Consider the following 25,756-nt stretch of genomic DNA (forward strand, 5'->3'; position numbering starts at 1 on the left):
TTCACCCCTCTACAACATAATGCTCAGGTTCAATCGTTAAGCCGTCGACGGCAGCTAGTCGCTCGCCATAGTTGACCGTTACCGTGACCCCATTCTCATATTGGGTCCGGAAAACGTCTTCAGCCAGCTTTTCATGGGAAACGATCGTTTGCCCTCTAACCCGTTTCAATACCGAATTGACTTCATCGTAGGCTTGCACCGCTTCACCGAACCATTGCTCGAAGTCATTTGCATAAAGATCGTTATATTGCGTTTTGTTCAATACCGACGGATGCTCAAGAATCCAGCTGTAATATACGTTGGCCCCGGTCTCAACCGATCTCAGCACCTGAGTCCGCAGATTCTGATCGAATGCCGTATTATAAGATTTACCCGCATATTCGATATAGCCGTGAAACACCATCTGAACAAACGGGATCGATTCATCCGCCAGTTGGAACCGGTTGCTTTCCAGCGGGACATTCAGCACGTGCGAAGCATAGGGAATTGCATACGCGTTGCCCCCGCTCAACATCATATTCGGCGCTTGATTGGCGATTCGCCGCAGCTGGCTTGCTATCATTCGTTCGGCATCCTGCCTTGTCAATTCCCTACCCGGCTTGAAATCGGAGTGAAGCTGATCGCCGAGATCGCGCAAGGAGATGGATCCCGGATTTAATGCTTCATATGATGTTAAAAACTTGCCCACAACAGCATCCAGCCGATTGGGCGACAGGAGGTAATACGAATAAGCGTCGCTTTGTCTCTCGTAAGTCGCCGGATTAAACGGGAACATCTTCGCATATTTGCGGGAAATTTGCTGAATGGCATCCGACGACGGTTGGAAGTCGCCGCCATACGCTTCAAGAAATGCGACATCCGGATATAACGCGCCGCCGCTGTTCGCCAGCTTATCGCCTAGGTCGTTCCACTCGTGTGTCGATCCAATCGCATTTTCAAGCTTTACTTTGTTCGGAAATCGATGGCGGATTCCTCCATTGAACCAACCTTTATAATTCAAATGAACGTTACGGATTCCCGCTTCATTCAACCGGTCGAGCAGCAGGTTGGTTTGGGCGATACTGCTGAGCGAAACCATCCCCTCGTACGGAAATCCGGCAAAATTTTTCTGTTTCGGAATCGCCCCGGCCAGCTCGACATAAAAAGGCGAATCGGCGATCGCCTTGTCTTGCTTCTTAAGACCAAACTTGTTCACTATATAATTGCGGTAATACGCCGCCATCCCGGAGTAATTCGCCGCACTGTCATCAAGAAAGGCATAGCGGATCTGCAATTCGCCCTCATATTTCCGCTTCGGCGTCTTGATCATCTTGTCTTGACTGTTCAATTGCACGGTATCGCTTGGCAAAATCACAAATTGGCTGCTCACGAGATTGAAGCTATGTTTCCTCCCGCTTATGTCGGCGGTAATTTTCGCAAGCGCATCGCCTTCCTCGATCATGGCAAAAAACGCGTGGTTGTTTCGCTTCATCCCAAAAACGGGCAGTCTTGCCGATTCGTATTCGTTCATTTTTTCTTCTTTGGAGATGGCGCCGTCTTCACCATACAATGGCACCATAATCGGTTGGGCCAGCTTCCTGCCGTTGTTCAAACGGATAAGCGCACCCGAGCCGTCGGGTACGAAGATATAGCCTTCATCCTTCGTTCCGGCCGCTCCGAAATTTTCAAGCAACGAGATGCTCTGAATTTTATAAGGCTTGCTTTCTTCCAGGCTCTTCGTATCTAACGAAGCGATCAATTCACCGCCGTCGAGCTTATATCGTACCGCTGCCGTTAGCTTGGCGCGTCCCCCGGCTTCTGTGCCCTCCACCCTGTTCTCCTCATGGTCGAACGCGAGATCCTCGTCGGTATACCCTGCTTTATCCAGAATCGCCACAAGTTTCTTCACAAGCGACCGGGGAATTTCACGCCTTTCGTATACATCTTCCCCTTCAATCCATTTGTAACGGACTTTTAACTGTTCCGCATCGCTTTCGTCAAGCCGATTGAGCAGGTTCTCCTCGAATCGCTTCTTGCTGATTTTTTGCGGAAACGATTCGATCCCTCTCTCCGGATTGCCGAAACGGTAGGTTACGATAACGCTGTCCTCCGATTGCGTGATGTCAAACTGTTTATATTGGACGCTATCGTTAAAGCTATCGTATTCCTTCGCCGTTCCTTCGCCGGTTAAATAGACGAGCGACAACTGCGAGGACAGCCTTCCCTTCAAATGAGGCGTCGCGAGCGGATCTTCGCTGAGTCCTCGCGGATTCGAAAGCCACAATTGTCCGCTGTCCTTCGTCAGCACGGCAATTTCCGCATTTGTCCTGTTGATGTATAAGCGAAGCGACTCGTTCTCCAGCACGGCTTCCATCCCGGGCAATTGCGGATGGGCCTCCGCGGAAACCTTCATCAACGTTGCTTTCGACCCACCAGATTTTACGATTCCCGGCGCACTCGCAGGCGTATCGTCATCAATTGGGGCTTCCGGATCGCTATCGGCAAACGGCCACCACACGCCGACAATCGTCGAAACAAGCACTAAGAGAAGGGAAACCGCTGTAATGTAACGTTTTTTGTAAGCTGTCACCGAATCACCCCTCCCCGATCCTGAATGTGATCTCTCGATAGATTGTTGTAGCGAACACTAGCATTTGCTGCAGCAATGCAAAAAACAGCATCGCCAAAAAGATAAAAATCCCAATGACAACCAACGTCAGCAGCATCGTGACAAGGGTCTTCGATACGCTATATTGGTGTACCGTTTGCATGCCTGCGAACAATAACCAGGCAACCCAGCCAAAGGCGACGGATTCGAGCAAATAATAAAACGACGCTTCCTTCACGGTTAACATATTGGACAGCAGGATAAGCGGAACTTGCATGAGCACAAGCGGAATAAGGGCATATCCGGCGGCGACAAAAATCTCTTTGAATTTCCCCTCCCCATCCATGAGGGTCGTCAATGACCAGTTCGCGATGCACCATAGGAAAAACGGCAAAACGATAAATTTGATTTCATCCAGACTGTTCACTTCATCCGTTAACCTCATATTGAAGATAAATCCGGAATACTGCCGTTTTATTATGTACAGTAAGGTTAGAGTGGCCAGAATCAACAACGCGAGCCAGACTTTTCCCTTCTTCTCGTACTTCAGCTCCCAGAAGCCGTTAAAAGGATGGAATATCGTATACCAGGCCATTCGCCATATTCCCGGCTCCGGAATCCGCCTTGCTTTAGCCAGCTTCACGGCTGCGATCAGCACCAGTAATGCCGCCGCAAGCGCTGCGGCGATTGCATTGAAATGCTCCCACAGGAAGTCTTTGCGGTATCGCTCGAATGCCCGGGAATAATACCCCTTGTGCATACCCAGCTCAAAATCGGTCATCGCTGCAAAATTGTTGCCTTTCCTCATCTCGGCTTTGCCGACGCCCAAATAAGCGATTTCCAAGTTCGTATTTAACTTCTGAGCTTCCATCCAAGCTCGGCTTGCTTTATCCTTCTCCCCGAGGTCACTGTAGATGACCGCATCGCGGATCGTCTTGCCGTAACGCGTTGGCTTGAAGACGGAAAGCTGGTTCAATCCTTTATCCAACACGACGATTTGCTCGCCCTTCATAGCGATGGCAACCGGGGTTTTGAAATTGCCGAACTGTTCGCCGAGATGGCCGAACAGAAACAGCAATTTCCCGTCCCGATCGTAGGTGAATATACGCCCTTTCTTGCTGTCGAGAATGCTGTACATCCCGCTCAGGTCCACCGTGACGTCCGTCAATGCCGAAGATCCGCTGCGGGTGCCTGACAAACTCCACTGGACGTCGCCTTTCGGCGAATTGTATCCTTCGCGCCGAAGCACATCGAAACCGGACGGATTGAGCCGCTTGACCGGCTCATTCGACATCACTTCGCTTGTTGTCGCATAAATAAAGCTGTCCTTGTCTAAATCGAGGTTGTTGAATTCAACCGGAATATTCAGCTGCATCTGTTCCCGTTGCCTCTCCGTCATTATTCGCTTCCAGAACAAATCGACGGCGTTAAATTGCACCTTGTTCGTCCCGATGAACCTGGTGAATTTTCCGTTTTCATCGAGTTCCAATATCCCGTCGAACGTCCCTTTGCTGACGACATATAACCGACCGGCCGTATCGACGGCAAGCTTGATCGGCGTATAGACAAAATTGGCGCGAAATAAATCCGACTGAGGCGCTCCGATCACCCTGACAAGCCGTCCGTCCCGCGCCAGCTCGACGATCCGCTGATTGCCGGTATCGGCAACGAATAGATGGCCTAGACGATCGATAAAGACGCCTTCGGGTTCACGGAACGTATCTTCCTTCTCTCCGTTTCGGAACGAATCGACGATGCGCACCACATTCCAATCCGGGTCCAGACAAACGATGCGATTATTTCCGGTATCGGCCACATACACATATCCGTCCTCTGTGATGAATAGATCTTCCGGCGACTTCAACGGTCCGGCATTCCATTGTTCGCCGTCAAATTGCCGAATCGGCGCATACGGGACCGGGGCGGGCTCGGCAAGACCGAAGCTGGAATAGTTATATCCTTCGTAAGGCGCGCCCCATGTCGTCTCCGCAGGCCCGACCGCTAGGAACAGGAGCAGGAAGAGCAGCGTCAGCTTGCGCATTCGGTTCACGATAAGCTCCCCTTTTCAATCAATCTTTGAATCTCTCAATCTTTCATGCCTGAGGTGGCCATAGTTTGTATGATTTTGCTTTGTGACACGATAAATATCGTAATCGGCACGGAAATCATGATCAAAGTCGACGCCATCGAAGGGCCCGTCCGCACGATCCCGCCCGCCAAAATTTGTCCGAGCGCATAATCGATTGTTTTTAACTGCTCGCTGTAAATATACATCGATCCTATGGCGCCGCCTGCTCCCCACAAGTTCTGGAACGAAAAGATGATGAGGGTAAGCCATGCCGGCTTGACGCTAGGCATGACAATGCTCCAAAAAATCCGAAACTCTCCGCAGCCATCGATTTGCGCCGCCTCCAGCAATGCGTCGGGTACCCCTTCCATAAATTGCTTCATCAAGTAGAGTCCGAGGGATGATCCAATCGCCGGGATGATGACTGCCCACAATGTATCAATTAATCCGAGCCATGACATGGTCATATAGTTTGTCACTTGGGTCACCGTGGCGGAAAACATCAGCGACAGCATCACGATCGCAAACAAAGCGCCTCGTCCCGGAAACTTCCGCTTGGCCAGCGGATACGCCGCAAGCGAAGCGATAAGAACATGCCCCGCCGTACCGATGACGGCTATGCATAACGTATTGAACAGGTACCTTGTCATCGGAACCCATGTGCCGCTAAGCAAATGGTATAGTTCTACGAAATTGCCGAGCGTCGGATTTCGAACGAAAAATTTCGGCGGAAACATCAAAATCTCATTGATCGGCTTAAAGGCGTTATTGATGACGAATATGAGCGGAAGCACCATAAAATATCCGAGAGCAGCCAAGACGACAAATAAAGCCAAATCGCCGTACCAGGACCGGCTCACCTTCCTTTTCCCCATGCGCAGCGCGATCCTCATCTCAATCACCAACCTTCTTCAGCAGCCAACGAACGAGAAGATTCGAGCCCAGCATCAAACCGAACAATACGGTTGCGATCGTTGAAGCATAACCCATCTCGTACCGAATCGAACCGTAATCCATCAGGTGGGTGACGATCGTATGCCCCGCATATTGCACGCTAGGGAATCCAGCCAGCGCAACCGCCACTTCCGCCACGCCGAACGAAGCCGTAATTTGCATGACGGCACCGAACAGCAGCATCGGCTTCATCGAAGGCAGCGTGATGAACCACAGCTCTTGCCAACGGTTGCGGATGCCGTCGATCGCCCCGGCCTCGAACAGTGTTTTATCCATCCCTTGCAGGCCGGCGATAAATGCGAGAAAGCTTGTGCCGAGACTAAGCCACAATTGCACGAGAATAATGATCGGCATGACGTATTGTGGCGTTTGCAACCACAGAATCGGCTCCATGATGATCCGCAGCTTAAGCAGCAACGAATTGATGTAGCCGTAGGAATCGCTGCTGAACAGGAGCGTCCATACGATAAACGCGCTGCCCGATAACGACGGAGCATAAAAAACCAGGGTGACAAATGCCCGAACTTTCGGAGAAAATTCGTTGATGATCCAGGCGATGACAAAACAAGCGATGTAACTTGCCGGTCCGGTAATGATAGTGAACAACAGCGTGTTTTTGAGCGCGATCAAGAAGACTTCGTCTCGTACGAACAGGCGCGCATAATTTTGCAAGCCGACCCAGCCGGGAAACTCCAGCATGTTAAAATCCGTGAAGCCGATGATGATCGACAAAAAAACGGGTAACACGGTAAAAGTGAAAAAAATCAGAAAATACGGCAGCAGCATCACGTACAGCGTCTTCTGCCGCTTCGCCTCCTTCATCTTGCCGCCAAGCCGGAGGCGCAGCGCGCCGCCCGCCGGTTTGGCTTCCGCTATGTTTCTGCTTAATTGAACGATTCGAAAGCCCTCCCTTCTACTCCGTCGGCAAATGGAATTCCTGTCGCTTGATCGCAAGCTCTTCGTTAATGATGCGGACATAGTTTTCCAGTGTTTCCCCCGGATCGCTGCCGCCTTGCACAACTTCGTAGAATGCATTCGTCAAATGCCGCTGCAGCGAATAACTGCCCGGCACGGCCGGTGCCCCGACGACCCATTGCAGTTGCTCGACCAGCCGCTTATAATCTTTGGCCGCCCATGGCAGTTGCTTCAGCGCCTCAATATTGGCCGCAGGATAACGGGCCGACTCGCCGAGAATGGCTTCCAACTCCCGGCCGAACATGACTTGCGCTTCCGTATCGGTCCACCATTTCATAAATTCCCATGCGGCCGTTTTGTTCTTGGCGCTTCGAAACATGACGGTCCCGCTCGAGACGGACAATACCTCCCGATGGAGCTTTCCGTCCGAACGAAACGTTCCCGGCACCGGAACGAAGTCCCATTGACCGCGTATTTCCGGCGCGAAAATCGTCAGAAAGTTGAATGCCGTATAATCGGCGATGCCGATCGGCATTTCCCCCGTCCGGAACCGGTTGATGAAATCGAATTGGATCGGCAGCTTGTAGTTCGTATACAGCTCCGTCCACCTTCGGAACGATTCTACGCCAACCGGCGAATCGAGATCGGTTGCCATGCCATCGCCTCGGTAATACTGGCCGCCTTTCTGGTACAGCATCATTTCCAGCACAGGGGTCGGCGCCATGCCAATGTCCATGTTGTGCTTCTGCAATTGAGGAACGATATGGTAAAAATCTTCCCAAGTTTCCGGTACGCGTAGCCCTAACGACTCGAAGATGTCTTTGCGGTAAAACAGCATCGGGAACGTTTGCGTTTCCGGCAGCGCATAAATGCCGTCTTTGAATGCAAATCCGGGGAATGCGCTATCCATGAACCGCCCCTTCACCTCAGGAAAATCCGGGAACTGCTTCAAATCCTGAAGCGCGTTACGCATCGCGAAATTAATCACATCCACCGCCGATATCGCCACGTCGGGATTTTTCCCCGCCAGCGTCGCCGGCAGCAGCACGGCTGGATTGATCAACTGCAGGTTAACCTCGATGCCCGTCTGCGGCGTGAACATCGAATCGATCATCGCCCGCAGCAGCTGCGCCTGGTCCCGTCCGGCCGCGATCCATACCGTAATCGGGTCTTTCCCGCCGGTGTCCCCGATGCCATTGTAGTCTTCGGAGAACGAAGAGGCGAACGACAGCAGCTCATGCTTCAGCGCGCTGAATACCCCTCCGTCGGCTTGCGGCGTTTCTACATTCGGAGACTTGACGAACAGATAGTCTATTTCGAGCGGCTGCTCATTGACGGTAAGAAGCCATGTTCCCAGCGAGCTGACGTTGTCCTTGAACGCCTTTAATCGACGCGATAACGTCTCCGGCTCACGGCTCAGATCTTCCAATTGGTAGGCGGTCGTTCGCAAGATCGTCGAGCTGCCGCTGCGGCTGCCGGCCATTCGGTCCATCCGGTCCGCCGCTTCATTCAATCGCTTGCTCTGCTCCAGGAACACGTCCCCGATTTCCGGAATTTGCTTGCCCAACCGGTAATCGCGGAATTCGTCGGGCACCGCGCCCGTTAAGACGAGCACCTTCAAATAAAGGGCGTTCAGTTCTCGTATGCTTGAACGCACCATCCGGATCGTCTCGGACAATTCCCCCATGGATACTTCCAGCTTCAACCGGTGCTTGCCTTTCGATAAATAAAACCGATAAGGCTGATCATCGTCGCTCAGCACCCCGGCTTGCCAGCCTCCGTCATACGGAAACGGGAGTGCGTTCGCTTCGAGGAAGGGAACTTTGCCGTCGATATAAAGCCTGCGGACGACGCGGGTACCTGCAGCCTTGTTTTGTTTATAGCGAAGACCGATTTCATACAATCCGTCCTCGGGAATATCCAATTCCCAATCCAGCCATTGACCCGGCAGCTTCCAGTTCGAGCCGCCGATCGTATTCATTCTGATTTTGGAAACGTGATACGGCTCCGTTGCCGGGCTGGACCGATCGTTTATTGGATACAAGGACGGATTCGATTTGCGGATTGCGTCTTCTCCCTGTACCTTGACGAACAAATCCCGGGTTTCCGAATACCCTTCCGCACCGTACATTTGTTTCAATTCGGCATACGAGGGAAGCTTCTCTTCGGGAATAAGCTGCAGCGAATCAATCGCCATCGGCTCTCGAAGGGAGACAAGGGTTATGCGATGCTTGCCCCGGGAGAAATAAAACGATAACGCTTCGCTGTAATAACCTTCCGCATCCCGCAATACCGCCTCTTGCCATTCCGGCCGCTCGGTCTGCCGTGGCCTCAAGTCATTGCCCCGGCTGTCTCGTTCCACTACTGACAGTACATTGCCCCATACCCGTGTCAATACGAACCGATTCGCTTCTTCGAACGGGGCCGCTCCGTCAATATAGAGCTCCCTCTCGATTGGGGACGTATTGCCTTCGACGGGAAAGTAGCGGATGCCGATCTGGTATAGTCCTTCTTCCGGTACGTCGACGTCCCAATGGATTGAGCCGCTATCACCCGTCCATACGACAGGGCTGCCCGCGCCTTCAAAAGCATCCGACACGATCGGCTGCATTCCTTCCGCACCAGCGAACGATTCCGCTTCGATGACAACCTTCTCCGCCGGATGGGAAGAGTCCGAATATCGGGCAATATACTGTTCGTACCGAAGATGAGCCTCCACATCTCCTTTCGGTTCCGCCTGCCCCTCCGCCGCTCCCCTTTGCGGCGCAAGGTTCTCGCTTCCTGTCGTATGCTTCGCCGGAACGAAGACCATCGTTAACGACAGAATGGCGACCGATAAAAGGACAGCAATCTTGTGTGCGTACCTTGCCATGTTCTGCTCGTAAGCTCCTTTCCCATCAGGTCGTCAAAAATATATGGAAAGGGGGCCTTGCCCGGGCAATTTTCCCGCCAGCCCCCCGACTTCGTCATTTTTGCGTTCTGGCTCACTTCTTCGATTGGTTCAACGCCTCATCAAGCGTCGCTTGCGCGGACGTGTTGATTTTTTCCATCGCGGACTCAGGCGCTTCTCCTTTGCTTGCCGTCGCCCAAACCGCTTCCTCCCATTGCACTTTTGGCACCCCAGGGAAAAATAACGGCTGTACCTTCTCGGAAACGGCCAAGATGGCATCCACATCTTCCGGATCGGCCAACAGCTGTTCCTCCGCATACGATCTTCTTGCCAATTCTACCCGATCCCACAACTGAAGCTCCTGCCAGATGATCGCAGCTTCCTTCGGCCGCTTGCTATTTGACGGCATGTAATACATCGGAAAGTTTTCAATCGCAATTTTATAGTCGGCATTGGACGCGTCCGGTCCTTTCGGAACCGATACGAAACCGAATTCATCGGTCATTGCTTTCTTATTTTTCCCTTCCCACGTTTCGCCTGTCGTCATCGCTACTTTGCCGGAATCGAACAGGGCTACCGAGTCGTTCCAGTCATCCATGCTCCCATGTTTATTCGGAGCTATGACCTTGTACGTGTTGAACATATCGCCTAGGAAACGGAGCGCTTTTAACGCTTTTGGCTCTCCGGCGGTAAATACCCACTTGCCGTCTCTTAACTCGATCAGACTTCCGCCATTCGCATAGGTCAGATGTCTGGCCAAAAACGGCGCATGATTGGCAAAACCCCATTGATCCGTCACTCCGTCCCCGTCCGTATCTTTGGTCGCCTTCTTCATCATGTCCAGGAACGTATCCCAATTCCAGTTGCCTTCCTTCTCCATCTGGTGAGGATCGGGCAATCCTTCGCGTTTGAACAGCGCTTTGTTGTAATAAATGCCTGCGCCTTCGCTCACCGAATTTTTGAATCCGTACATTTTTCCGTTAATATTTCCGAAGGTTTTGATGCCTTTCGGCCATTTCGGGTCATTGAAGTCGAAATACTCGTCAATCGGACGAAGCAATCCTTCATTGATGAGCGGCATCGCATGATATAAATCGAGCAATACGATATCCGCAACCGGTTCTCCGGAAAGTCCGGCTGCTGTCACCATCTCGATGCTTTTGCCCCACGGCACGGTCACCCAATCGATTTTTACGTTGTACTTTTTCTCCACTTCGTTTTGCCGCTCAAGCTGCAGTGCGCCTTCCTGCGTTTCGTCCGTCGGACCTTTGCCCCAAGTCAAAATTTTGATCGACTGACCCTTCATATCAATCGCCTGCTCCGGTTCCTTCGTCGGCTTAACTTCTGCGGCAGGCGTTTCCTGCGTCTCCTTCTTCGTATCCGGTTGTTCTGCCGCCTTGGACGTATCCGGTTCCTTTGATGCACCGGATGGGCTGCATGCAGTGACGATTACAAAGGATAATGCCAGCAGCATCAAAGCTAACGCTTTTATTTTTTGCATAGGAATGCCCCCTCGTAGGATGAATTTCATGGTTTATTGCACTCGGACTTTCGTGCCGTTCGGAATTTCATTTGCCGGAAAATCTTTGTACAGCCACAAGTCAGGCGTATCTTTAATGTGGTGTAACGCAATATCGAAAGCGCCATCCGGGAAACGCTCCGAACTAAGAATAATTCGGTTGCCGTCGACGGTTATGTCGCCGATGAGGACGTTCTGCTGCTTGCCATCTTGCCAAAATTCATAATTGGCGGCGTCCTTGGCCGTCGTTTCGTCAATCCGCTTGTTGAACGAGATCATGAGAGTGCCGTCATCCTGCCGTATGGCTTGCTTCGGCTCCGGTTTTTCGCTATACATGTAACCGCCGATATGATACTCGTACGTCGTCCAAGTCGCATACCCGTACCGCTTCGCTTCAATATTGTATTGTCGCTGCCATTCGGCCGACTTGATCATCTCCTTGACGGAACCGTTGTCCGCTTGAACGCCGATCGGAAGATCGGGATTTTGCGAACGCACTTGATCGAAGAACGGCTGATACGCTTTGATATAATCGGGGGGCAGCACCGATTCCGGCTTATACCAATCCGGCCAATGCGTCTGGATATAATGAAGATCCGGCTTTACTTTCGCAACCATTGCCGCCGCATCATATCCTTGCATTTCCCGGAGCTTCGCGATCGAATCCGGCCCGCCGTCGATTCCGAGACTCCAGGTGGCGATCAGTATGTCCGGCCGAGCTTCCCGCACGCCGCCTTCCCCGTTAAAGATTTCGTTCAAAAAATCGTTAACGCCTTCCACCCTGAACTCGATCCATTTTTGATAGAGCTCGGGATTGTTTTTGTAATAACGTGAGGACTCTTGGTTTACAAAATCCGGAATGTCCTCATTGTATTTCTCCAGAAACAATTTTTGTGCATCAGGTCCGACATCGCCGTATACGCCGGTTTCGAAACCATTCCATTCCGGGAAAAACGATTCCATCACTTCCACACCGTCAAACGGGTATTTGGATACGACTCGCGCCAGCGAGTTCTTCTTCCATTCGACGTAATCTTTGTTGAACTGGGAAAAAAACGTGTATCCATCCACTTTGGAAGGCTGGAGCAGTCCCATCTTCCAATTTTCCCAACCTGCGGGAAAAAAGGCCGTCGAGTACGTGCCGTTCCCGAACACCACCATCCAGACAGCAATCCCTCGCTTGTGGTACGCGTCGATCAGCTCGCCTTTGATATCGTTTTCATTCACAACGACATAATGAACGATCTTATACCCCGCAAGGTCAATTTCTTCGGCAATGCTGTCATATGACCTGCCTTTATAATAGGGCCAACTTGGATCGACTTTTATTGAGGCACCCGTCATGGCACGCGTTCGCATATCGGATTGATCCTCGTTGCTCACTTCCTCTCCTTCACGCGACGTGCTATCGGGTTGTACCTCTTCATGTGTTTGGTCGTTTGTTTCTTTGTTCGTCATACGGTCCTCACCCTCTTGCTTGCTTGATGTACACGCGCTTAGTAGGAGTACAAATAGAAATGCTATAACAACAATCCATCGTCTGCTCGTCCATCCGGGATCCTTAGTGCGCATTGCTTTTTCTTTTTCCGCGAATGGCCAAGAAAATCAATAATCCCGATAGCGCGATCAATACCACATACATGCTAATGCCGCTATCGCCCGTCTTCGGATTCACGGCTTTGCTTTCACTGGAATCGTTCGTTGTGGATTCACCTGTTTCGGATTTGCCCGATGCGGATTTGTCCGTTGCGGCTTCGCCCGTTTTGCCCGTAGCTGCCGGAGCTCCCTTCGAACCGCTCAGTTTCGAAACGACGACATTGTCGAATGACGCAGTCGACTCCCACGTCTTCAGACCGATTTTGCCGCTAACAATCGGATTGTCGTCCGTGAAATCGATAGCCGGAGTCTCCTCATTGTTGAAGTACACCTTCACGTTTTTTCCCTTCACTGCGATCTTCACATGATATAACGTGTTGTCCTCAACGGAACGCTTCGCGCCGGCGAGCACGGTCCAATTCCATTTCTGCAGCTTCATCAATTCAAGGTGATTATCCCCTTCAAAGGAATTGCCACGAATGGCAAGCGTGTAAAATTCCGTGTCCATGTTCACGCGGAACAACAGATCTGCATCATATCCGCTAGTTATTTTTACATCGGCCTCGTAAGTATAATCGGTCCAGTCGAAATCCCCTGCGTAAGTTTCCGCTGCCGCACCTTTTGTATTATCGTTTTGCGTATATTCGCCGGACAAGACTTCCCATTTACCGCTCGTAGCGGTCCATTCTTTGGCCCCATCGTTAAACTCGTCCTTAAACAACGTACCCGCTTCCGCTGCTGCTGCAACTTGCCCCATCGTCATTAGCATCCATGCAACGACCACCAGAACAACCTTATTTACAGCCCATTTTTTCATTCCAATTCACTCCCTGTTATGGTTTTTGCAATACCGTCATTGCCCCCACATTTACCGCTTGCATGAAATGCATCATCCATTTATGCTTTGGTACATCCCTCCTGCGATTCCTTTCATTTCTGGCCTCCCCCTCCTCGGTTAACCCTTGTTTGCAATTCTCCAAGGCATGACGCGAAGCACAACCTAACTTTAATACGATCGATTTCGAATATCCATGAAGATAACCACTATTTATTGAATGATTCAATGCTACTCCAAATTCATATAAAGGCTTTTCAAGTCCGCGAATGATTCATTGTCCACATAGCAAAAAATCCCCCGATTTCTCGGGGGAATGGACAGGCTCCAGCTGCGGTTATTGCGGACTCCAGGACTGTTTCCTGATCTCCGAAGGCGGCAGCCCGGTTTGCTGCTTGACGAGCCGGGCAAAATGAAAGGAAGTCTTAAAACCGCAGCGGTATGCGACTTCCGTAATGGAAAGTCCCGTGTGACTCAGCAGTTCTACCGCTCTTAAGACGCGGTAATGCCAGACGTACTTGATCGGCGTAGTTCCCTCATACTGCCGGAAGAGCCGAACGAGATGCTCCGGAGACACTCCGGCATGCGCGGCCAGCCCTACGAGAGCAATCTCCTCGGCGAATCGGTCATGGATAAATTCCTTGGCCCTGCGTATGGAGGGGTGCGCATCGATGTGCTTGGCGCTATTGCGCATGGACATAAACAGCTGAAGCGCAGCATGTCCCATACTGCGCATCATCGCGCTGGTCATTTCGTGCTCCGACCTTAGAGCGAGCATGAGATCCGTCAACCGGTTCAGCTCCTCGGTGATCGGCACACAAAATGGCAGCTCGTCTAGCCAATCCCGATCCTCGATCGCCAATCCTTCCAGATGGACGGAAATCCAGCGGTGCCATGTTTCTTGATCCGTCGCGAAATTGAAATATTCAAGATGTCCCGGCAGCAAAATTACCGCATGTCCAGGCTTCACCGCATGACTGATGCCGTCAATCGTAACCTTCATGCTCCCGGTGTGGAGCAACACTAGCTGCACATCGAGCTGCGTCCGCGGTCCAAACGTGCCTCCTGGAGGATAAATAATGGAGCCGGCCGCTCCAAAAGTAATGCGATCATAAGGGAAAAGAACTTCAGGTTTACTATTCATGCCGCGCGTTTCTGATCCGGAGGACTCGAATACCAGAAACATGCTCCTTTCTAGTAAAGCGGAAATCTATTGCGATAATGCAATAGGTTCGCATCCTCCCGGATGTAGTGACAGACATAGGAACGGCGCCAGCGATCCTTGCTTCGGTTCTTGGTGGAGGAGTGGATAAGCAGTTCATGGAAGAATAGAATATCGCCTTTCTCCATGATAACCGGAATTTGCTTGCTTGTATCGACGCCTTCCGTCTCATGCGTTGTGGATTCATGCTCCTCCAAATTTTTCACCGCCCCATGCGGCAAAAGACCGAGCTTGTGCGTGCCGGGCATTACCCACAAGCAGCCGTTTTCTTCGTCGACCCTCTCTTCCATCGCAATCCATGCCGCTATCATCGTCATCGGATCGTCTTTAATGTAGTAATAATCCTGATGCGCCGCCTGACCCGGAGAGCCCGGCTCCTTGTAGAAAAACATGCTCTGCACGCAAACCGCTTCCTCCCCCATCAGTTGCGCTAGGCCGCCACGTACGATAGGAAGCTTCATCATTTGTCTTGCGAAGCTGTCATGCTCGTGCGCATTGAAGAGACGGACCGAAAACTTCTTATTTTCCGGGCAGGCTGCCCATTCCGGCATCGGGCTTTGATTACGGATATCGTAAATATGTCCATTAAAAGCATCGATCAAATCGTCGCTGCAGCCTTTCTTCAGAAGGAGGTAACCATTTTCTTGAAAGAAAGCGATTTGTTCCTCCGTGAACGGATTCAGCCTTTCCTTCGTTGCGTTTACCAATTTAAATCCCCTCTCAGCGCAAATGTGTTGTTTTCTAGTAGAGCGGATATTTCACGCGCGAATCTTCCCCGTACATACTCTTCGCATCCTCTCGGATGTAGTGACAGACATAAGAACGGCGCCAACGATCCTTGCTGCGGTTCTTGGTGGACGAATGGATAAGCAGTTCATGGAAGAATAGAATATCGCCTTTTTCCATAATGACAGGAATTTCTTGGCTTAAATCGATACCTTCCGTCTCGTCTGTCCAGTTCTCATGCTCATCCAAATTTTTCACCGCACCATGCGGCAGAAGACCTAGTTTATGTGTGCCCGGTATCACCCACAAACAACCGTTTTCTTCATCGACCTTCTCTTCCATCGCGATCCATGCCGCAATCATCGTCATCGGATCATTCTTGATGTAGTAATAATCCTGGTGTGCTGCCTGACCATGAGAACCCGGTTCTTTGTAGAAAAACATGCTCTGCACACAAACCGCTTCCTTGCCCATCAACTGCGCCAGTCCGCCGCGAATGACAGGCAGCTTCATCATTTGCCTGGAGAAGCTGTCGCGTGTGTGCGGATTGAAGAGTCGTACCGAATATTTCTTGCTTTCTTCGCAGGCCGCCCATTCCGGCATCGGACTTTGATTTCGGATATCGTAAATATGTCCATTAAAAGCATCGATCAAATCATCGCTGCAGCCCTTCTTTACAAGAACGTAACCGTTTTCTTGATAAAAAGCGATTTGCTCTTGCGTGAGCGGATTCAGTCTTTCCTTCGTTGCGTTTACCATATCAAAAAATCCCCTTTCATCGCAAATGTGATATTTCTAACACTAGAATAAGCTCAGAGACTTATTTGCGCCATGGCTGTAGCTATCAGGTTTGTATCTGTAATTGATATGGCAGAAGCAAATCAAAGAACCCTTGAATGGGCTCAAGGGATCTTCGGGGCTTTCAGTTGCTCAGTCGATTTTGCTACCGTTGTTGATCATGTGAAGGACTTGCGTCGAATCGTCATATCGGTCGCGATTGTTTTCCGTAGTAGGCAGGATCAGCGTCTGATGTGACTCCTTCATCCGCGTCAAGAACGGTTTTGACCTCTGAATCGGGTATGGTTGCGCCAAACGCCGTGGTTCAGAGGATCGCCGCTCGGTGCAACAACCTTCACAGTATAGCAAGAAATCACTGAGAAGGCTCACTATTCATATTCTCCGGTTTCTTAAAACCCGCAACTCTTGTAAATTGAATTAGCAGCAATGTTATGAGGACACGCGAAACCCAGCAGATTTTGCATAACCTCTGCCCCTCAAAATCACAATGACAGCCGAATAGTATAAAGATCGACCCTCGTGTCATCCCATTCCATGATTAGGAGGTACCCATGAGAAATTCCAGACAATTTATCCAATCCAAGTGGAAAAAGATGGGCGACGCCGTTTCCAACCTCATTTCGGAGAAAAGCGATCATCGGGAAATCGATCGAACCATCGAACTTTCGCCCGATGATTACGAGCGATATGCGGAGTTGGCGGAACAGCACCAAACGACGGTCGATGCGCTTGTTCATCACGCTTTGGAGCTGTATCTCGCAAGCAGGCCAAGCGAATTCGAATCCCATACGACCCTGGAGCAAAAGGCCCGAAATCCGCTTTTCCACTTGGATGGCCTTGCGAACCGGAAAAGACAATCCAATGAACAATGGAGAAATGAGCCATGACCCATACAAATGCAGCCGGGATGTACCAGCAAGCCGTTTTTGTGGATGATACCGCCTTGAAAGCTTTTATGAATACCGAGGATCCGCATTATATGAAAGCCCGTTCGCTCTTTCACGAGCTGGACGACCTGGATCGGCATCTGGTGACGACCAACTATATCGTCTTTGATACCCATCAATGGTTGAAGAACAATTACAGCTACAGCGAAGCGCACTTGTATTTGAACACGATCGATAAAGCCGTGATGCAGAACAAGCTGACCGTGATCTCCGGACATTCGGATATCGAACGCGATTCGAAGCAGTTGCTCATCGATTGCCCGCAGTATGAGTTTTCTTTGAATGAAGCGTTAACCGCCGTCGTTATGGTTACGTACCAGATCAAGCGCATTTTCACGTTTAACCGGAGCTATTCGAAGCTCCCGCAGCTGTTCGACGAAATCAAAGTCATCCCAAGCCTTTAATGAAGGATACGCGGCTAGCGCCGCCCTTATCCGGCGCCTTCTTTGACCGAGTAATAGCAAATAACCCCCCGAGCTTCGAGCTTCGGGGGGTTTTCGCCATTCTACTATTCTCATGTTTTATCATTCTTTCATTCTTTCATTCCATCATTGCGCCTTCACTTGATCGCTGGCCGATGCCTGCACCATATTGTCCCGGTATTTGCCCGGCGTAATCCCTTCGATTTTCTTGAACGCGCGAATAAAGACGACGTCGCTCGTATAACCGACCTCTTGAGCGATTTGAGCGTTCGTCAGCTCTTTCTCCTGCATCAGCTGCTTCGCCAGTTCAATGCGTCGCCTCGCGATGGAATCGATCAGATTGGAGCCGCTGTGCTTCTTGAAGAACGTCGAAATGTACTGCGGCGTCATATCGAAGCGCTCGGCGATCATGGCGAGCCCTAAGTTCGGATCGGCCAAATTTTCCTCCATAAACCGTACCATATCCCGAAGCAGCTGAGTGTTATAATCGGATCGCCCCGATACGAATGCGCTCGTAAGCGTTTCGTACAGCTGTTTCGTTCTGCGGTGCATCGCCTCGGCCGTCGCATAGCTGAAAATATCTTTGATCGGGTCAAAATCCCGGCCTAGCATGTCATCTTGATTCGTGCCCGTGGAATTGACGATTTTCAGGAAAGTGCTCGTAATGTTGAAGAACAAGCAGCGACCGAGCTCCGGCGTAATGCTGCCGGATTCGAAATTCATGGCGTAAATCGTATCGAGCAGGCTCCGGACATTGTCGGTATCCCCGCTCCGCACGAAATTTACGAGCTGAACCTCAATCTCGATCGGGTAATAATACTGTTGTTCGACTTTGGATAGGTCTTGAAAATAAATGATCGTGCTGCCGCCTCGAATAATCCGGTATTCCAGCGCCGCTACCGCTTCCGCATAGCTTTCGCCAATGCTCTTGGCGCCTTCGTGCGGCAAACCGGCAGCGATCGTCACATCAAGCTTGAATCGTTCCTCGATCGTTTGTTTCAACGCCTCCGCCATCTTCTTCACATCATGGGCCGCATCTTCGGCACACTCCGGGCAAAAGTTTAGCAGCAACGCGACGCGGTCGCGATCCAATTCGACGGCGAACGCCTTATGTTCGGCTGCTATCAAGTCGGTGCCGACATTCGAGACGATAAACCGGGCCAAAGCCCACTGCTGCTCCGTCTGTTCCTCGCTGAACCGGGCGATGCTGTCGAGCTGAACGACCATAACCGCAAATCGGTCGCTCACAAACGAAATATCCATAAACCGCAGCGATTGCCCGCCTTCGCTCGATACATCCACTTCGATCTGTCCCCGAATCAAGCGGGACAAATAGTTGGCGCGGATAACGGGCGTTTGCTGCGAGAGCAGGCTGCGCAAGTTTTTTTCCTCGTAGAGAGAGCCTTCGATCGTCTGCAGGATGAACTCGTATTCGTTCACGGATTCCTTGCCGCTGAGCTGTTTTCCTTTCATGATCGCGCTCACTGTTTTGCGGAGCGGACTATAGTTGCGGTACGCGATCGTGAACACGGCAACCAGGCCGATTGCAAGACATACCGAAAACAACACGACTGTCCATTCCTTGATCTGATTGACTTGGTGCATAAACACATTGTTCGGCGTGATGGAAACATATTTCCAACCTGCCTTCTGCGACGAAGTATAGGACACCATTTGTTTGACGCCGTCCAGCTTGTAGTCGACAAGGCCTTCGCTGCCCGAAATGCTCTTCAGCAGATCGGGTGGAAGCGTTCCGCTGTCCGTTCCCATGATGGTCCGGCCTTTGGCGTCAATGATGTAAATGGAGCTGTGGCTTGCCTCCTCCATCTGCGCGAACATTTCCTTGATCTGGCTCTCGTTGATCAAGATCATAAAGCTGCCGGTAATCTCCGACCTGGCGCGCGTCGGAAGCGACTGCGCGAATGTAACGACGTTAACCGGCGTTTTGTCAAGGGTCAAGGCCGGGTCGTTCTCCGAACTTCGGAGCAGCGTAGCGGAAGGCAAATAGGCCATCGTATAGTCGCCGAGAAGCATCGTATCCCGCCACTGCTCGTAGGTCATGCCTTTGTAGCTGTAATACATTTCGTAAAATTTGCGCGAATCCGTCAGCAATCCGGGCTTTAGCACAAGATCGCTTTTGGCGAAATAGACGTAATAGTCCAGGATAAAATTGCTCGTCATGTTGCTGAGACGCGACAAGTAGTCTCGCATAAATTCAACGAACTTGTAGCGGTCCGGGCTATTGTCCTCGGGCGCCAGCTTCAGCAAATGCTCGAGCTTCGGATCGAACACGATTTGCTGCGTTAATTTGTCCACTTCGCTCAGCTTGCCGTCGAGCGATAGTCTCAGCTGCTCCAGCATCGCTTTGTTGGAACGATTCGCTCCATTCTCCAGGCTATTCTCCACTTTGGCGTAGAGAAACAGGCTCATCGCCATCGGGATGAGCAGCAAAATTAGATTGGAGATGACCATCGTCATCCATACGCTTCTCAAATTGCGGAATCGTAAGCGGCGAAGCGGCGGCATTTTCACAGACATCACACCTATTTCTATTCGATTTGCACCGATTGAAAGCGTTGCCAGTCTATTATAACGCACGAAGGGAAAAGAAGGCTACTTGGAATCCCTTACCAAGCACTCTACTCCTTAATGGCTCCGATCATGACGCCTTTAACGAAATATTTTTGCAGGAACGGGTACAAGCAGATGATCGGCAGTGTCGAAACGATAATCGTCGCGTATTTGATCGTTTCGCCGACGGCATATTTGTCGTCCGCCGCAACGCCGGTCGACATCGAGTCCGTGCTGTTGGCGATCAAAATTTCGCGCAGAATGAGCTGCAGCGGGTACATCTCGCGATTGCGCAAATAAACGAGCGCGCTGAAATAAGAGTTCCAGTGGCCGACGGCATACCATAGGATCATAACGGCGATGACCGGCATGGATAACGGGATAATAATCCGGAACAAAATTCGCATGTCGCCGGCCCCGTCGATGCGCGCCGATTCCTCCAGGCTGACGGGTACGGCTTGGAACGCGGTACGCATGATAATCATATTGAACGTGCTGATCGCGCCCGGAATAAGAAGCGCCCATACCGTATTCATCATCCCGAGCTTGTTGATCAGAATGAACGACGGAATGAGGCCGCCGTGAAACACCATCGTCACGACGATGAAGAACATGATGATATTCTTGAAATAGAGATCGCGCCGCGATAATACATAGGCGCCAAGCGCCGTCATGAACAGGTTGATCGCGGTTCCGGCCACGACATAGAACAACGTGTTCTGATAGCCTTTGATGATCATCGGATTGTCGAATACGGCTTTATACGCGTCCAGGTTGAAACCGAGCGGCTTCAATAGTATGCCGCGATGCTGCAGGAACGAAGGCGCGTCGCTTACGGAGGCGAACAGCACATACATAAAAGGATATAGGGTCACAAAGCATAGTCCGAGCATCAGGATGATGTTGAATATGCCGAATATTTTTTCGCCGATGGTTTGTTTGATCATGTGCTTCACCCTCACCACAGTTTGTTCTCGCTGACGCGCTTGCTGATGCTGTTCGCGGTCACGATCAGAATGAAGCTGACGACGGAATTGAACAACCCGACCGCAGCGGTAAAGCTGTAGCTCGCTTCCAATACCCCTTTGCGGTATACATAAGTGGAAATGACGTCCGCCGTTTCGTACGTGAGCGGATTATACAGCAGCAGCACTTTTTCGCTGCCAACGGACAACATGTTGCCCAAGTTGAGAATCAGCATGATGATGATGGTCGGCATAATGCTTGGAATCGTAATGTGCAGCGTCTGTTTCCATCGGCTTGCGCCATCGATTTTGGCTGCTTCGTACAGCGTCGGATCGATATTCGCGATCGCCGCCAAATAGATGATCGAGCCCCAGCCGATCCCCTGCCAAATGCCGGAGGAAACGTAAAGGAACCGGAACCAGCCTTCTTCCTTGAGAAAATCGATCGCCTCGACGCCGAACCATCCGAGCAGCTGGTTGATCAAGCCGTCCCGGCTCAGGAAGTCGAACATCATGCCGGCCACGACAACGATCGAAATAAAATGCGGCAAATACGAAATCGTCTGCACGACGCGCTTGAACATGCGCTGCCGGAGTTCGTTCAGCAGAAGCGCCAGCACAATCGCGGCCGGGAACGAGAAGATCAATTCGTAAATATTGATCAGCACCGTATTGCGGATCAGCCGCCAAAAATAAATGCCGTCGAAGAAGCTGATGAAATGCTTGAACCCGACCCACGGGCTGCCCAAAATGCCTTTGGCGGGCGAATAGTCTTTAAAGGCGATCTGCAGGCCGTACATCGGCCCGTAATGGAAAATCACGTAATATGCGATAACGGGAAGCACCATGACGTATATCATCCAATTGCGTTTCATATCCTTGCGGATCGTTTGCCCGAGCGGCAACCTGCTTTTTGGATTCGTCTTGTAGCGCTTTTTTGTCAGCTGTTCGTTTATCGGTTGCGCCATGTCGTCTCCCTGCCCTTCCTATCCGTCTTGAGACCATTGCGGGAGATGAACGGACGAACCTGCTCATCTCCCGGCTCTATCTGCCTAGTTTTATCGTTTGTTAAAACGCTCGAGCGCCGCTTGTTGGATGTTGATCGCGTCCTGCAAGCCCATGCTCTCGATTTTTTTCACGTACTTGTCGAAGTTTTCGATCGGTTCGGCGCCCATGATGAACTTGAGGAACATTTCGTCCCGGTACGTATTGATGTCCGTCATGATCGAAGCGAATGTGCTGCTCTCGTCTTTGGTCGGCGTAACTAACGGCATTTTCCGCTCGCCGGTCGGCTTGGACCATATTTCAAGCGCTTTCTTCTGGTTCTCAAGCTGCAAGTATTGCATTTGGAAGTTGTCGCTCAGCACATAAGGACCGCTCCACGTCGAACGGTTATGCTTTGCGAACGATTGCTGCAGGCTGACGCCGCTCGGCGGGTTGAGCACTTCCGGCAGGAAGGTCGGCACGCCGTCCTTCATCGTGTACGCTTCGCCTTCTTTGCCGTAGTTGAACAGCAGATCGCCTTCCTTGCCATACGCATAGTCGAGCCATTTGACCGTTTCGATCGGATTTTTGTTGCTCGTCGAGATGGCCGCGCCGGTACCGTTGTTCGCAAAATCCTTTTGACCCCACATCGGTGCTTCGCCCGGTTTCAGCGACGGATATGGAGCGGCGACAAGATTGAATTTCGGGTCCTTGTCCTTCATCAAATTCGCGTATTTGCCGATACCTCCACCGTTATATACAAGAGCCGCGCCCAATTGATCGCCGGTCATCTTCGCATCGAATAGCTTGTCGTTCGGAGCGGCGAAGTCTTTGTCGATCAACCCTTCTTGGTACCACTTGATCATCGTTGTCAGAAACTCTTTGTATTCCGGCTGAATCGGACCGAACTTCACGGTGCCGTTATCTTGATAGAAGGAGTAGTTCACGCCCCATGCCCCGAGAAACGGCGCATCGATCGAAATGTCGTCTTTGCTGAAGTAAAGCGGGATTTCATCCGGTTTGCCGTTGCCGTTCGGATCTTTTTCCTTGAATGCCTTCAGCACCTCGTGCCATTCGTCGATCGTCGTCGGCACCTGCATCCCGACTTTATCCAGCCAATCTTGGCGGACCGCAGGTCCGTAGAAGACGCGGACTTTATCGCTGCCGCGGAAGAACGGGAACATGAACATGTTGCCATCATCGGTGGTTACTAATTTTTTCCAATCCGGATGTTCTTCCAGCAGCTTCTTCAAGTTCGGCGCATATTGATCGATCAGCTCGTTCAGCTTGATGATTTTGCCGTCTTGAATCGCTTTTTCCGGCCCTCCCGGATAACCGAGCCATCCGTAATCGATGACGTCCGGCAGGTCGTTCGATACCATCATTAGATTGAACTGCTCCTTTGCCTGGGCCGAATCGAGCGGCGGATGCTGGAACTCTACTTTAACGCCGGTAATTCGCTCCAGCTCTTTATACGTTCCCATTTCCGCAAATGACTTCATTTGTGCCGCTGCCGCAGAGTGATTGGATACCCAATACGATAATTTCGTCAGCTTCTGTGCCGATTCACCGGAAGTCCCCTCCGACGTCGTCTTGCCCGACGTATCGCCGTCCTGGGAGCTGCTGCATGCCGCTGCCGTCATCGTCAGGGTCGCTGCGAGCAATACGGTACTGAATCTTTTTGTCATTTTCTTCAATGAAAGCGCCTCCTTTTTTGTTGTAACAATCCGGGTCGTCGTCTGGTGTGTTCGACCGGTGATTCTCAGTGTAGTCGGTTTGCGGCAAGATGCATACCGCCACTTTTTAGAATGCGTTGTATTTTCGTAAGAATCGGGTACTGACGATATTTCAACTGCACTAGCTTTTTTCAAGCTATCGTATCGAAAATCCTTTATATTCAGGGACTTTGTCGTATTTATCGGTTATGAGCTCGGACAAGTTTGACTGCACGAAGCTTGACCGCGTCGGCATGCCATATTTCCGTAAACTTCGGCGTTCGATCTTTAATCTTCGTTGAACGGAGTGTCATGGTGTATGTCCCCGGCTGTTCGATTGCGATTCGGCCAATATATGAATGGATTTCCGAGTATGGGTGCTGGCAGGAAGGAGAATCCGTCTCCATCGCATCTTCCTTCGGCTCGCATGCGTAAGTTTGACCGTCAAAATCGAACTCGATGCCTTCCTTGTACTGCTCTGCCCAATCGGCGTTCACTCGCTTGAAATTCACCAGCACCACGTCGTACGTTCCCGGCTGCACCATCGTAAACCGCCATTCAGCACTGCGCAGCGCCAGGATGCCGGCCGTATCGTCCTGCTCCCGTACGAGTGTCACTTGCGACAGAGGCACATCCAATTTGAGCGTACCAATAGGAAGCTGCGTAATCGTCCGGTCGAAATCGTTGGCGCCTGCCAGCTCGATCGCCACGACCGACACATGTTTGTCGGATGGCTGCGCCGGCAAATGGACCGTGAGCGTATGCACATCCAGCTTACCATCATACAATTGCTCCGTCTGAAGCGCTCGCCGACCCGAATCGGCCAACATGTAGGCACGCGCGACTTGGTTGCGTACCCCGTTAATCCGAATAGCACCTTCCGGCCACTTGTCGTTATACACGTGTAAGTAAAGCCTACCGGGCTTAACCGTAATGGCGCCCCACTCCAGCTCGCAAGGGAAAGGACTCCCGGCCGTGCCGTAAATCGCCTCGGCATTGCGGTTCGTCCATTCGCCAACTTCCCGCAGCCGCTCGGCCGACAGCTTCGGAATCGTTCCTTCCGCCGTCGGGCCGACGTTCAGCAGCAGGTTCCCGCCCTTGCCGGCGACGTTCACGAGCTTGCGGATGAGCGCATCCGCCGTTTTCCATACTTGGTCCTTCGTCGTATAGCCCCAGGACTGGTTCAGTGTCATCGGCGTCTCCCACGGACGCGTATCTTCGCCGCTCATCGGGATTTCGTTGTCGCCCTTCGACACGTAGTCGCCCATGCCGGCACAATGGCTCACGCGGCTGTTGATCAAGCAATCCGGCTGCAGGCTGCGCACGTGCCGAACCGCGTCCTTGCTGTCTTCCTCGGACAACCCGCCGGCCGTATCGAACCAGATCAAGCCGACAGGGCCGTATTGGGTAAGCAGCTCCGTTAATTGCGGCTTGGCTTTGCCGTTCCAATATTCAGGGAAATGCTTCTCTTCCAGCTTGTAGTCCCACGTGTTATTGCATTCCTTGTGCAGCGAATGCGGATGATGCCAGTCGATGACGTGCGAATAATAGAAGCAGAGGCGGATGTCTTCCTCTCGGCACGCTTCGGCAAGCTCCTTCATCGGATCGCGGCCGAACGGCGTCGCGTCGACGATATTGTACGGATCAGCCTTCGAATGGTACATCGCGAAGCCGTCGTGATGCTTCGCCGTGATGACGATGTAACGCATGCCCGCTGCTTTGGCAAGGGACACCCACGCTTTGGCGTCAAAGCCTGTCGGGTCAAACTGTTCCGCCAGCTTTTCGTATTCGTTAACCGGCGTTTGCTCCGCATACATGACCCATTCGCCTTTCGCCGGAATCGCGTACAAGCCCCAATGAACGAACATGCCGAATTTGGCGTCCGTCCACCAAGTTGTTCTAAGGTTACGGTCTTCCGCCTGATAGGACTCCATACCCTGTTTCCTCCTTTTCTTGTGTCGCATAGTCGCGCAGCGGCCTTATCGCCTTGAATCGTAACGAATGAATGAGAATACGGCAACGTCATATTTTTCGTGCGAGCT

Annotated in this window: 18 protein-coding genes; 2 read left to right on the top strand and 16 right to left on the bottom strand. The window is 51.5% G+C overall.

Going from position 1 to position 25,756, the window contains the following annotated elements:
• Window position 1: 1 nt before the first annotated feature.
• The 11 genes from AC0LWM_RS00520 to AC0LWM_RS00570 form a co-directional block, all read right to left on the bottom strand.
• A complete protein-coding gene (locus AC0LWM_RS00520; protein WP_474672945.1) occupies window positions 2-2,569 on the bottom strand; it encodes a DUF5696 domain-containing protein in 2,568 nt (855 codons plus the stop codon).
• A gap of 4 nt (window positions 2,570-2,573) precedes the next feature.
• Complete coding sequence (locus AC0LWM_RS00525; protein WP_474673517.1) at window positions 2,574-4,628, bottom strand: YIP1 family protein; 2,055 nt, start codon at window positions 4,626-4,628, stop codon at window positions 2,574-2,576.
• A 44-nt stretch (window positions 4,629-4,672) separates the two neighbouring features.
• Window positions 4,673-5,530 (bottom strand): carbohydrate ABC transporter permease, encoded by an 858-nt coding sequence (locus AC0LWM_RS00530; RefSeq protein WP_474672946.1) that lies wholly within the window; start codon window positions 5,528-5,530, stop codon window positions 4,673-4,675.
• 19 nt (window positions 5,531-5,549) lie between these two features.
• Window positions 5,550-6,431, bottom strand: a complete 882-nt coding sequence (locus AC0LWM_RS00535) for a carbohydrate ABC transporter permease (RefSeq protein WP_474673518.1) — start codon at window positions 6,429-6,431, stop codon at window positions 5,550-5,552.
• 91 nt (window positions 6,432-6,522) lie between these two features.
• Complete coding sequence (locus AC0LWM_RS00540; protein WP_474672947.1) at window positions 6,523-9,396, bottom strand: extracellular solute-binding protein; 2,874 nt, start codon at window positions 9,394-9,396, stop codon at window positions 6,523-6,525.
• Between the two features lie 112 nt (window positions 9,397-9,508).
• Entirely contained in the window at window positions 9,509-10,915 is a 1,407-nt protein-coding gene (locus AC0LWM_RS00545; RefSeq protein WP_474672948.1) for an extracellular solute-binding protein, read from the bottom strand.
• A 33-nt stretch (window positions 10,916-10,948) separates the two neighbouring features.
• Window positions 10,949-12,391, bottom strand: a complete 1,443-nt coding sequence (locus AC0LWM_RS00550; protein WP_474672949.1) for an N-acyl-D-glucosamine 2-epimerase — start codon at window positions 12,389-12,391, stop codon at window positions 10,949-10,951.
• Window positions 12,392-12,494: 103 nt separating this feature from the next.
• Complete coding sequence (locus AC0LWM_RS00555) at window positions 12,495-13,346, bottom strand: 3-keto-alpha-glucoside-1,2-lyase-like domain-containing protein (protein WP_474672950.1); 852 nt, start codon at window positions 13,344-13,346, stop codon at window positions 12,495-12,497.
• Window positions 13,347-13,701: 355 nt separating this feature from the next.
• On the bottom strand, window positions 13,702-14,508 hold the full coding sequence (locus AC0LWM_RS00560; protein WP_474672951.1) for a helix-turn-helix domain-containing protein: 807 nt from the start codon (window positions 14,506-14,508) through the stop codon (window positions 13,702-13,704).
• A gap of 50 nt (window positions 14,509-14,558) precedes the next feature.
• A complete protein-coding gene (locus tag AC0LWM_RS00565) occupies window positions 14,559-15,293 on the bottom strand; it encodes a phytanoyl-CoA dioxygenase family protein (protein ID WP_474672952.1) in 735 nt (244 codons plus the stop codon).
• Window positions 15,294-15,327: 34 nt separating this feature from the next.
• Entirely contained in the window at window positions 15,328-16,071 is a 744-nt protein-coding gene (locus tag AC0LWM_RS00570) for a phytanoyl-CoA dioxygenase family protein (RefSeq protein ID WP_474672953.1), read from the bottom strand.
• A 590-nt stretch (window positions 16,072-16,661) separates the two neighbouring features.
• On the opposite strand from AC0LWM_RS00570, the gene AC0LWM_RS00575 reads away from it, so the two are divergent.
• Window positions 16,662-16,997, top strand: a complete 336-nt coding sequence (locus tag AC0LWM_RS00575; protein ID WP_474672954.1) for a hypothetical protein — start codon at window positions 16,662-16,664, stop codon at window positions 16,995-16,997.
• The gene (locus AC0LWM_RS00580) at window positions 16,994-17,461 is read left to right on the top strand and encodes a type II toxin-antitoxin system VapC family toxin (RefSeq protein ID WP_474672955.1); all 468 of its coding nucleotides are present in this window, start codon (window positions 16,994-16,996) and stop codon (window positions 17,459-17,461) included. The genes AC0LWM_RS00575 and AC0LWM_RS00580 overlap by 4 nt, the downstream gene beginning before the upstream one ends.
• 144 nt (window positions 17,462-17,605) lie before the next feature.
• Here the strand turns inward: AC0LWM_RS00580 and AC0LWM_RS00585 are convergent, their stop codons facing one another.
• From AC0LWM_RS00585 to AC0LWM_RS00605, 5 genes are all read right to left on the bottom strand, one after another.
• Window positions 17,606-20,017, bottom strand: a complete 2,412-nt coding sequence (locus AC0LWM_RS00585) for a helix-turn-helix domain-containing protein (RefSeq protein ID WP_474672956.1) — start codon at window positions 20,015-20,017, stop codon at window positions 17,606-17,608.
• 101 nt (window positions 20,018-20,118) lie between these two features.
• The gene (locus tag AC0LWM_RS00590) at window positions 20,119-20,997 is read right to left on the bottom strand and encodes a carbohydrate ABC transporter permease (RefSeq protein WP_474672957.1); all 879 of its coding nucleotides are present in this window, start codon (window positions 20,995-20,997) and stop codon (window positions 20,119-20,121) included.
• Between the two features lie 11 nt (window positions 20,998-21,008).
• Window positions 21,009-21,890, bottom strand: coding sequence for an ABC transporter permease (locus tag AC0LWM_RS00595; protein ID WP_474673519.1), 882 nt, complete (start codon window positions 21,888-21,890; stop codon window positions 21,009-21,011).
• Between the two features lie 183 nt (window positions 21,891-22,073).
• The gene (locus AC0LWM_RS00600) at window positions 22,074-23,687 is read right to left on the bottom strand and encodes an extracellular solute-binding protein (RefSeq protein ID WP_474673520.1); all 1,614 of its coding nucleotides are present in this window, start codon (window positions 23,685-23,687) and stop codon (window positions 22,074-22,076) included.
• A gap of 227 nt (window positions 23,688-23,914) precedes the next feature.
• Complete coding sequence (locus AC0LWM_RS00605) at window positions 23,915-25,648, bottom strand: alpha-L-fucosidase (protein ID WP_474672958.1); 1,734 nt, start codon at window positions 25,646-25,648, stop codon at window positions 23,915-23,917.
• Window positions 25,649-25,756 lie beyond the last annotated feature (108 nt).

It is taken from the genome of Paenibacillus sp. sgz302148 (genome assembly GCF_056120465.1).

Bases quoted from the DNA above. Each gene is read 5' to 3' on its own strand.
- AC0LWM_RS00525 (WP_474673517.1), bottom strand. From the start codon at position 4,628: ATGCGCAAGCTGACGCTGCTCTTCCTGCTCCTGTTCCTAGCGGTCGGG.
- AC0LWM_RS00530 (WP_474672946.1), bottom strand. From the start codon at position 5,530: ATGGGGAAAAGGAAGGTGAGCCGGTCCTGGTACGGCGATTTGGCTTTA.
- AC0LWM_RS00535 (WP_474673518.1), bottom strand. From the start codon at position 6,431: ATGAAGGAGGCGAAGCGGCAGAAGACGCTGTACGTGATGCTGCTGCCG.
- AC0LWM_RS00540 (WP_474672947.1), bottom strand. From the start codon at position 9,396: ATGGCAAGGTACGCACACAAGATTGCTGTCCTTTTATCGGTCGCCATT.
- AC0LWM_RS00545 (WP_474672948.1), bottom strand. From the start codon at position 10,915: ATGCAAAAAATAAAAGCGTTAGCTTTGATGCTGCTGGCATTATCCTTT.
- AC0LWM_RS00550 (WP_474672949.1), bottom strand. From the start codon at position 12,391: ATGACGAACAAAGAAACAAACGACCAAACACATGAAGAGGTACAACCC.
- AC0LWM_RS00555 (WP_474672950.1), bottom strand. From the start codon at position 13,346: ATGAAAAAATGGGCTGTAAATAAGGTTGTTCTGGTGGTCGTTGCATGG.
- AC0LWM_RS00560 (WP_474672951.1), bottom strand. From the start codon at position 14,508: ATGAATAGTAAACCTGAAGTTCTTTTCCCTTATGATCGCATTACTTTT.
- AC0LWM_RS00570 (WP_474672953.1), bottom strand. From the start codon at position 16,071: ATGGTAAACGCAACGAAGGAAAGACTGAATCCGCTCACGCAAGAGCAA.
- AC0LWM_RS00575 (WP_474672954.1), top strand. From the start codon at position 16,662: ATGAGAAATTCCAGACAATTTATCCAATCCAAGTGGAAAAAGATGGGC.
- AC0LWM_RS00580 (WP_474672955.1), top strand. From the start codon at position 16,994: ATGACCCATACAAATGCAGCCGGGATGTACCAGCAAGCCGTTTTTGTG.
- AC0LWM_RS00585 (WP_474672956.1), bottom strand. From the start codon at position 20,017: ATGTCTGTGAAAATGCCGCCGCTTCGCCGCTTACGATTCCGCAATTTG.
- AC0LWM_RS00590 (WP_474672957.1), bottom strand. From the start codon at position 20,997: ATGATCAAACAAACCATCGGCGAAAAAATATTCGGCATATTCAACATC.
- AC0LWM_RS00595 (WP_474673519.1), bottom strand. From the start codon at position 21,890: ATGAAACGCAATTGGATGATATACGTCATGGTGCTTCCCGTTATCGCA.
- AC0LWM_RS00600 (WP_474673520.1), bottom strand. From the start codon at position 23,687: ATGACAAAAAGATTCAGTACCGTATTGCTCGCAGCGACCCTGACGATG.
- AC0LWM_RS00605 (WP_474672958.1), bottom strand. From the start codon at position 25,648: ATGGAGTCCTATCAGGCGGAAGACCGTAACCTTAGAACAACTTGGTGG.